The sequence below is a fragment of the Pseudomonas sp. PB120 genome, from assembly GCF_009761815.1.
Lineage (GTDB): Bacteria > Pseudomonadota > Gammaproteobacteria > Pseudomonadales > Pseudomonadaceae > Aquipseudomonas.
On the sequence record NZ_RWIN01000123.1, the window covers coordinates 53838 to 60903 of the forward strand.

The window sequence follows — 7066 nt, forward strand, 5'->3', positions numbered from 1 at the left end:
TCATGCGCAAGGGACTGTTCATCGGCATCAACCATTACACCCACGTCTCAACCCTGAGCGGCTGCAACAACGACGCGATGGCCATGGCTTCGGTACTGAAGACCGACGCCAATGGCGATCCGAACTTCAAGAACATCGTGCTGACCTCCGCCGAGGATTACCTGAGCCGGGAAAAACTCGAAGACCAGATCCACGAGCTGTTTTCCGGGGACTGCAATGTCGCACTGCTGTATTTCGCCGGCCACGGCAGCTTCGACACCGACACCGACGAAGGCATGTTGATCCCGCAGGATTACAAGAGCGCCAAGGACGGGATTCGCCTCAGCGACATTCTGAACTGGGCGAGCAAGGCCACGAAGATCAAAAACAAAGTGATCATTCTCGATTGTTGCCAGAGCGGCTCGGCCGGCGAACTGCGTGCCTTGCGCAGCGAGGGCAGCGTGGTTGGCGAAGGCATGACCATTCTGACCGCCTGCAAAAAGGAAGAGCCGGCGATGGAGGGTGCACAGCACGGTGTGTTCACCGGGTTGTTGCTCCAGGCCCTACACGGAGGGGCGGCAAACATCCTGGGCAAGATCACCCCCGGCAGCCTGTATTCCTTTGTCGACAACGCGCTCGACGCCTGGGAACAGCGTCCGGTGTTCAAGACTAACGTCTCGCAGTTCATCTCTCTTCGCGAAGTGTCGCCGCTGATCCCCAAGGAAATCCTGCGCAAACTCCCCGAATGGTTTGCCGAAGCGGAGTCGATGTACCCCCTCGCCCCCAGCTTTGAGCCCACCGAACCCGAGTTCAACCCGGAACAGGGCGAGGTCTTCGCCCAACTGCAAAAATGCAATCGCCACAGCCTGGTCGAACCGGTGGACGCCGAACACATGTACTACGCCGCCATCCACTCCACCGGCTGCCGACTCACCGCCCTCGGCGCCTATTACCGCGAACTCGCGATCAAAGGACATTTCTGATGCCGGTCTTCATCAGCTACCGCCACACCGATCGCGTACAGGCGATGCACGTCAATAACCGCCTGGTACGGGCCAACATCAAAACCTATTTCGATGTGCTGGACACCGAATCCCAGCACACCGACGACATCACGGCGGTCATCACCCGCAACATCACCGAATGCACGCACTTGCTGGCGGTGGTCTCGCAGGAGACCGCGAAATCATGGTGGGTGCCCTTCGAAATAGGCGAAGCGACTATCAGCAATCGTCGAATCTGCTCCTTCAAGATCGGCCCCAGCGAGCTGCCGCTGTACCTCGATAAATGGCCGAAACTGAGTGGCGAGGCCGACATCAATTTCTTCATCGATGCTTACCGCGAAGAAACGCTGTCCAGCCGCTCAATGGGTCTGGAGTCGTTCAGCGAATCCATCCGCAGCGTCTACAAGCGCGATGCCGACCTGTTCCACGACAAACTCAAAACCCGTATTCGACGCGGGTTTTGACGCTCGTTCAGATGCACGCCGAACCACTGTGGGAGCGAGCCTGCTCCGGGCGGCGTTCCGACGATGGCGTCTTATCAGGCAACATTTATGGTGAACGGCAGTCCGCCATCGCGAGCAGGCTCACTCCCACAGGTACAGGTTCGCTCCGGCTCTTCGGTGTAAATCTAATTCAGGACGAGACAACAGACACAAAAAAGCCGACATCGCTGTCGGCTTTTTTGTGGGTCACTGCTTCGGCGGATCGCCCGGTTTCGGTGCCGGGGCATCGAACAGGTTCAAGCGTTCGCGAAGCTCATGCGCCGGCAGCGGTTCTTTATTTGCCGGCAAGGCATTCGGGTCGACCGGCGTCGCCGGTGCTTCAGCCGGAGCACCCGGCACATGTGCCGGTTCTGGAGCCGGCTCGGCACCTTGCGAGCCTTCGATGGCGCGCTGGGCTTTTTTGGTCAGGACCACGATGTCGATCCGGCGATTGACCGGATTGAACGGATTCTCGCGATCAAACAAGGCCGACGAGGCATAACCGACGACCCGCGCCACCTGTTGATCAGGGTAACTGCCAGCGACCAGCGCTCGGCGAGCAGCGTTGGCACGGTTGGCCGACAGCTCCCAGTTACCGAAGTCACCGGTGCCCGAATACGGCTTGGCATCCGTGTGGCCACTGATGCTGATCTTGTTCGGCACCGCTTTGATGGTGTCGGCCATGGCCAGCAGAATGTCTTCGAAATACGGTTTCAGACGTGCGCTGCCAGAATCGAACATCGGCCGGTTTTCAGCGTCCATGATCTGGATGCGCAAACCGTCCTGAGTAATTTCGAACAGGATCTGGTCCTTGAACTTCTGCAACTGCGGGCTTTGATCGACCTTGTTCTGCAATTCCTGCAGCAACAGTTCCAGGCGCTCCTTCTCGACCTCTTCAGCCATGCCTTCGACTTGTTCGGTGTCGACCGTCACTTTGTCCGGCTGCGGCTGGGACTTCACTTCAGGGTTGAGGGTGTTCTCGGGCGCCAGGGTCGGCGTGCCGCCCAGATCAATGATGTACGGCGTGCCGCTTTCGGAAAAACCGACCGGGTCCTTGAAGTAACCGGCGATGGCAATCTTCTGTTCCGGTGTGGCCGTGGACAACAGCCACAGCACCAGGAAGAACGCCATCATCGCCGTCGCGAAGTCGGCGAAGGCGATTTTCCAGGAGCCCCCGTGATGCCCGGCCGCGTACTTCTTGACGCGCTTGATGATTATCGGCTGGTTATTTTCCATGGCTTAGCGACCGCGAACCGCTTGTTCCAGCTCAGCGAAGCTAGGACGGTGCGCCGGGTACAGAACCTTGCGGCCGAATTCCACCGCCAGCGATGGCGGCATGCCGGAAGCCGAGGCGACCAACGAGGCCTTGATGGCTTCGTAGGTGTTCAACTCTTCCTTGGCATCGTGGGCCAGGGCGTGCGCCAGAGGGCCGAAGAAACCGTAAGCCGCCAGAATACCGAAGAAGGTACCGACCAGTGCCGCACCCACGTGCAAGCCGATCATTTTCTGGTCGCTCTCGCCCAGGGAGGCCATGGTCACCACGATCCCCAATACCGCCGCAACAATGCCGAAACCCGGCATGGCATCAGCGATGCCGTTGACCGCGTGGGAAGGATGGTCCAGGTCTTCCTTGAGGCTCGCCAGTTCCATGTCGAACAGGCCTTCAAGCTCATGGGGAGCCATGTTGCCGGAGGACATGATGCGCAAGTAGTCACAGATGTACGCCGTCATGCGTTCATCTTTCAGAACCGCCGGGTACTTGGCGAAGATCGGGCTCGCAGCGGCATCTTCGATGTCGCCCTCGATCGCCATCATGCCTTCGCGGCGGCTCTTGTTGAGAATCTCGTAGATCAGGCCCAGCACTTCCAGGTAGAAAGTGTGATTGAAACGCGAACTGAACATTCCCAAGGCTTTCTTGAGAACGTGCATCGTCATATGCCCGGGGTTGGCCTGCAGGAACGCACCGAGGGCCGCACCGCCGATAATCATCACCTCGAAAGGCTGGATAAGGGCGGCAATCTTGCCGTGGGAGAGCACGTATCCGCCGAGCACGCTCGCGAATACGACGATGATGCCGATAATTTTAGCCATAGGTAGGGGAGCACTTACTGAGTCGGGTTCAAGGTCATATTCGGAAGTTAAAAAATCTCTTCTTCTCCTTATCGGCAAAACTGCGCCAGACTATAGCCAGTTCAGGCGAAAAGCCAATCTAGCCCGCGCCGGGCGTGTTTACAGCCTTTGATGATCCCGTCCAGCCATGGCTAACGAAACGAATATTGCATCGCAAAAACCGACCACACTCGAAGGCTGGGTCAAGCTTCTGGACGACGTGCGCCTGCCAGTTCCGCAGGACGGTCACGACCGCGTCTGCCAGGCGATTGCCGACAACCGCAGCTCGCTGCGTGACATCGCCGAATTGCTGCAGGACAGTCCGGCCCTGGCGTTGAGCGTGATTCGCGAAGCCAACCGCTTCACCCATGGCAGCATGACCGAGCCCGCCGAAAACCTTGAAGTGGCGATCAATCGCCTGGGACTGAAGCGCACCGAAGAGCTGCTCGCCCGGTTGCCCGCCGAACCGGCATCACAAATTCCCGTCGCCCTGCGCCAGCTGCAGCTGATCAGCCAACACGCGACCCAACAGGCCAATGGTTTTTTCTCCAGTCGCCTGGCGCGTCTATGGCAGGACATCCATTGGGGCAGCCTGCTGTTTCTCTCGCCACTGTGGCCGATGGCGCTGACCCATCCGCAACTGCTCGAAGAGTGGGAGCTGCGGGTCATTCATAAACGCGAATCGGCGCGCACCGTCGAAAAGCAATTGTTTGGCGTACGCCTGCTCGACATCTGCCAGGCGCTGGTGGACATCTGGCGCCTGCCAATCTGGGTGCAGCAGGGTTATCGCCTGTTGCTGACCGAACAACGGGAGTTGGTGAAAGTCCTGCGCATCGCTCGCGACAGCGACCACCCGCTGCGCCAACAAAACCGCCTGGATGACGATCCGACCCTGCGCCGCTGGCTCAATCAACCGGCCAACACCGTGCTGTTGGCCAACGGCCTGGCGCTGTCGGCGCAACATGCCTGGGACAGCCCGCACAGTCAGCGCTGGCAGTACCTGACCAGCCTTTACCTGCAAATGCCGATGGATGACGTGCAACAGCAATTGCACCAGCAGGCCGCAAATAGCGCCCGCCACCACAGCATGCCGGACCTCTGGCACCCGGCCGAATCGCTGATCTGGCCGTGGGGCGCGAACCGTGTTCACGCCAGTTTGCTGCCAGCCGCAGCACCGACCGCTGACGACCTGGCGAAATGGCGCAAGCAATGTGCCGAGCTGCTGGTCGAGCCAAGCCGCTTCACCAATGCCATGCACTTGACCATTTCGGCCCGTGACGCGCTGGTCGCGTGCGGCATGCGCCGGGTCATGATCCTGATGGCCGACCGCACTCACGCCAATCTGCGCGCGCATCAAACCGCCGGGCTACCAAAAGAGGCGGCGGGTCTGAATTTCCTGGTCAGCCAGAGCCCCGTCCTGCAGCGCCTGCTCGGGCAACAAGCCCAGGTGCGCCTGACGCCAGCCAACAACGCACAGTTTTCGGCATTGCTGCCGGGCAATCTGCGCTCCCACTTCAGTGGCGAACACCTGTTGCTGCGCTCGCTGGTGAACAATGGCCGGGTCATCATGATCGTCGTGGCGGATCAGGGCGGCGGTCCGTTTTCGGAAATCACTGTGCAAGCCTTCGGCAAAACGGCGCAGTGCATCGAAAAAGCACTTCACAGCTTTAGCCAGCGCGGCCAATAAGGCTGCGCTACAATCCTCCCCCTTTGTGCTCTGGAGACCTCACATGTCTGACTTCTCTGGCTTGGCGCTGGTGATCGAACCGAGCGACCTGCTCGACCGTCTCGACGCCCGCGATCTGATTTTGGTGGACCTGACCAGTAGCGCCCGCTATACCGAGGGACACATCCCCGGTGCGCGCTTTGTCGATCCAAAGCGCACGCAACTCGGGCAACCACCGGCGCCGGGCCTGATGCCTGCGCACGCGGCGCTCGAAGCGTTATTCGGTGAACTGGGGCATAACCCGGACGCGGTCTACGTGGTTTATGACGACGAAGGCGGCGGCTGGGCCGGACGTTTTATCTGGTTGCTGGATGTCATTGGCCACACCCAGTACCACTACGTGGACGGTGGCTTGACGGCGTGGCTGGCCGAGGGCTTGCCGATGTCGATCCAGGTTCCGCCAGCCGTCGGCGGCCCGGTCTCCCTGACCTTGCACGACGAACCCACCGCCACCCGCGAGTACCTGCAAAGCCGTCTCGGTGCCGCTGACCTGGCAATCTGGGACGCGCGTGGCCCGCTGGAATACTCCGGCGAAAAAGTGTTGGCAGCCAAGGCGGGGCACATTCCCGGGGCGGTCAATTTCGAGTGGACTGCCGGCATGGACAAGGCGCGCAATCTGCGTATTCGCACCGACATGCCGCAGATCCTCGAACAGCTCGGGATCAGCAAAGACAAAGAAGTGATTACCCACTGCCAGACTCACCACCGTTCTGGCTTCACCTATCTAGTGGCCAAGTCCCTCGGTTATCCGCGGGTCAAAGGCTACGCCGGCTCCTGGGGCGAATGGGGCAACCACCCCGACACCCCCGTAGAGATTTAAGGTTTTTAAGGACAGTTAATGAATAAGCGTCTGTTTATCCTCAGCCAATACCTGCTGCCTCACCACTTGCTCTCGCGACTGGCCGGCTGCATCGCCGAATGCCGCGTGCGCTGGTTCAAGAACGCCTTTACCGCCTGGTTCGCCAAGCGCTACCAAGTGGACATGTCGCAAGCGCTGGTCGAAGACCTGACCGCCTACGAGCACTTCAACGCATTCTTCACCCGCGCACTGAAAGACGGCGCTCGCCCACTGGACGAAACCCCGGGCGCGATTCTCAGCCCGGCGGACGGCGCGGTGAGCCAACTCGGCCCGATCGAACACGGCCGTGTGTTCCAGGCCAAAGGCCACAGCTTCAGCGTGCTGGAATTGCTCGGCGGCGACGCGGCCAATGCAGCGCCGTTCATGGGTGGTGACTTCGCGACCATTTACCTGTCGCCGAAGGACTACCACCGCGTGCACATGCCGCTGGCCGGCACCCTGCGCGAGATGGTCTACATCCCTGGCCGGATCTTCTCGGTCAACCAGACCACCGCTGAAAACGTTCCGGAACTGTTCGCCCGCAACGAGCGCGTGGCGTGCATTTTCGACACCGAGCGCGGGCCGATGGCCCTGGTGCTGGTGGGCGCGATGATCGTGGCTTCGATCGAAACCGTCTGGGCCGGGCTGGTCACGCCGCCTAAACGCGAGCTGAAAACCTTCCGCTACGACGAAGCTGCCCGCGCGCCGATCCATCTGGAAAAAGGTGCGGAACTGGGTCGTTTCAAGCTGGGTTCGACGGCTGTCGTGCTGTTCGGGCCGGATCAAGTGAAGTGGGCTGAAGAACTGGCGGCGGGTTCACCGGTGCAAATGGGCCAGGGTCTGGGCTTGCCAGCAGCCTGATGACCCCTCTCCCCTGTAGCAGCTGTCGAGTGAAACGAGGCTGCGTTCCTGTCAAAAGAACGCAGCC

Annotated in this window: 7 protein-coding genes; 5 read left to right on the top strand and 2 right to left on the bottom strand. The window is 60.3% G+C overall.

Translation table 11 applies throughout. The features are described 5' to 3' along the window. Positions 1-2: 2 nt before the first annotated feature. Positions 3-962 (top strand): caspase family protein, encoded by a 960-nt coding sequence (locus tag EJA72_RS22875; protein WP_157713980.1) that lies wholly within the window; start codon positions 3-5, stop codon positions 960-962. Continuing rightward, positions 962-1447 carry a toll/interleukin-1 receptor domain-containing protein gene (locus EJA72_RS22880; RefSeq protein ID WP_157713982.1) on the top strand — a complete coding sequence of 162 codons (486 nt, stop codon included), beginning with the start codon at positions 962-964 and terminating at the stop codon, positions 1445-1447. The genes EJA72_RS22875 and EJA72_RS22880 overlap by 1 nt, the downstream gene beginning before the upstream one ends. A gap of 225 nt (positions 1448-1672) precedes the next feature. Here the strand turns inward: EJA72_RS22880 and motB are convergent, their stop codons facing one another. Next, complete coding sequence (gene motB / locus EJA72_RS22885) at positions 1673-2701, bottom strand: flagellar motor protein MotB (protein ID WP_157713984.1); 1029 nt, start codon at positions 2699-2701, stop codon at positions 1673-1675. Positions 2702-2704: 3 nt separating this feature from the next. Continuing rightward, complete coding sequence (gene motA / locus EJA72_RS22890; protein WP_157713986.1) at positions 2705-3556, bottom strand: flagellar motor stator protein MotA; 852 nt, start codon at positions 3554-3556, stop codon at positions 2705-2707. Between the two features lie 166 nt (positions 3557-3722). Between motA and EJA72_RS22895 the strand changes: the two genes are divergently transcribed. Genes EJA72_RS22895 through asd form a run of 3 tightly spaced genes read left to right on the top strand, consistent with a single transcriptional unit; the run spans position 3723 to position 6999 of the window. Continuing rightward, the gene (locus EJA72_RS22895; RefSeq protein ID WP_157713988.1) at positions 3723-5261 is read left to right on the top strand and encodes an HDOD domain-containing protein; all 1539 of its coding nucleotides are present in this window, start codon (positions 3723-3725) and stop codon (positions 5259-5261) included. 43 nt (positions 5262-5304) lie between these two features. Beyond that, a complete protein-coding gene (locus EJA72_RS22900) occupies positions 5305-6120 on the top strand; it encodes a rhodanese-like domain-containing protein (RefSeq protein ID WP_157713990.1) in 816 nt (271 codons plus the stop codon). An 18-nt stretch (positions 6121-6138) separates the two neighbouring features. Continuing rightward, positions 6139-6999 carry an archaetidylserine decarboxylase gene (asd, locus tag EJA72_RS22905; RefSeq protein ID WP_157713992.1) on the top strand — a complete coding sequence of 287 codons (861 nt, stop codon included), beginning with the start codon at positions 6139-6141 and terminating at the stop codon, positions 6997-6999. Positions 7000-7066 lie beyond the last annotated feature (67 nt).

What these genes read in the sequence shown, in the direction of transcription:
- EJA72_RS22875 (WP_157713980.1), top strand. Translation starts at nt 3, where the DNA reads ATGCGCAAGGGACTGTTCATCGGCATCAACCATTACACCCACGTCTCA.
- EJA72_RS22880 (WP_157713982.1), top strand. Translation starts at nt 962, where the DNA reads ATGCCGGTCTTCATCAGCTACCGCCACACCGATCGCGTACAGGCGATG.
- motB (WP_157713984.1), bottom strand. Translation starts at nt 2,701, where the DNA reads ATGGAAAATAACCAGCCGATAATCATCAAGCGCGTCAAGAAGTACGCG.
- motA (WP_157713986.1), bottom strand. Translation starts at nt 3,556, where the DNA reads ATGGCTAAAATTATCGGCATCATCGTCGTATTCGCGAGCGTGCTCGGC.
- EJA72_RS22895 (WP_157713988.1), top strand. Translation starts at nt 3,723, where the DNA reads ATGGCTAACGAAACGAATATTGCATCGCAAAAACCGACCACACTCGAA.
- EJA72_RS22900 (WP_157713990.1), top strand. Translation starts at nt 5,305, where the DNA reads ATGTCTGACTTCTCTGGCTTGGCGCTGGTGATCGAACCGAGCGACCTG.
- asd (WP_157713992.1), top strand. Translation starts at nt 6,139, where the DNA reads ATGAATAAGCGTCTGTTTATCCTCAGCCAATACCTGCTGCCTCACCAC.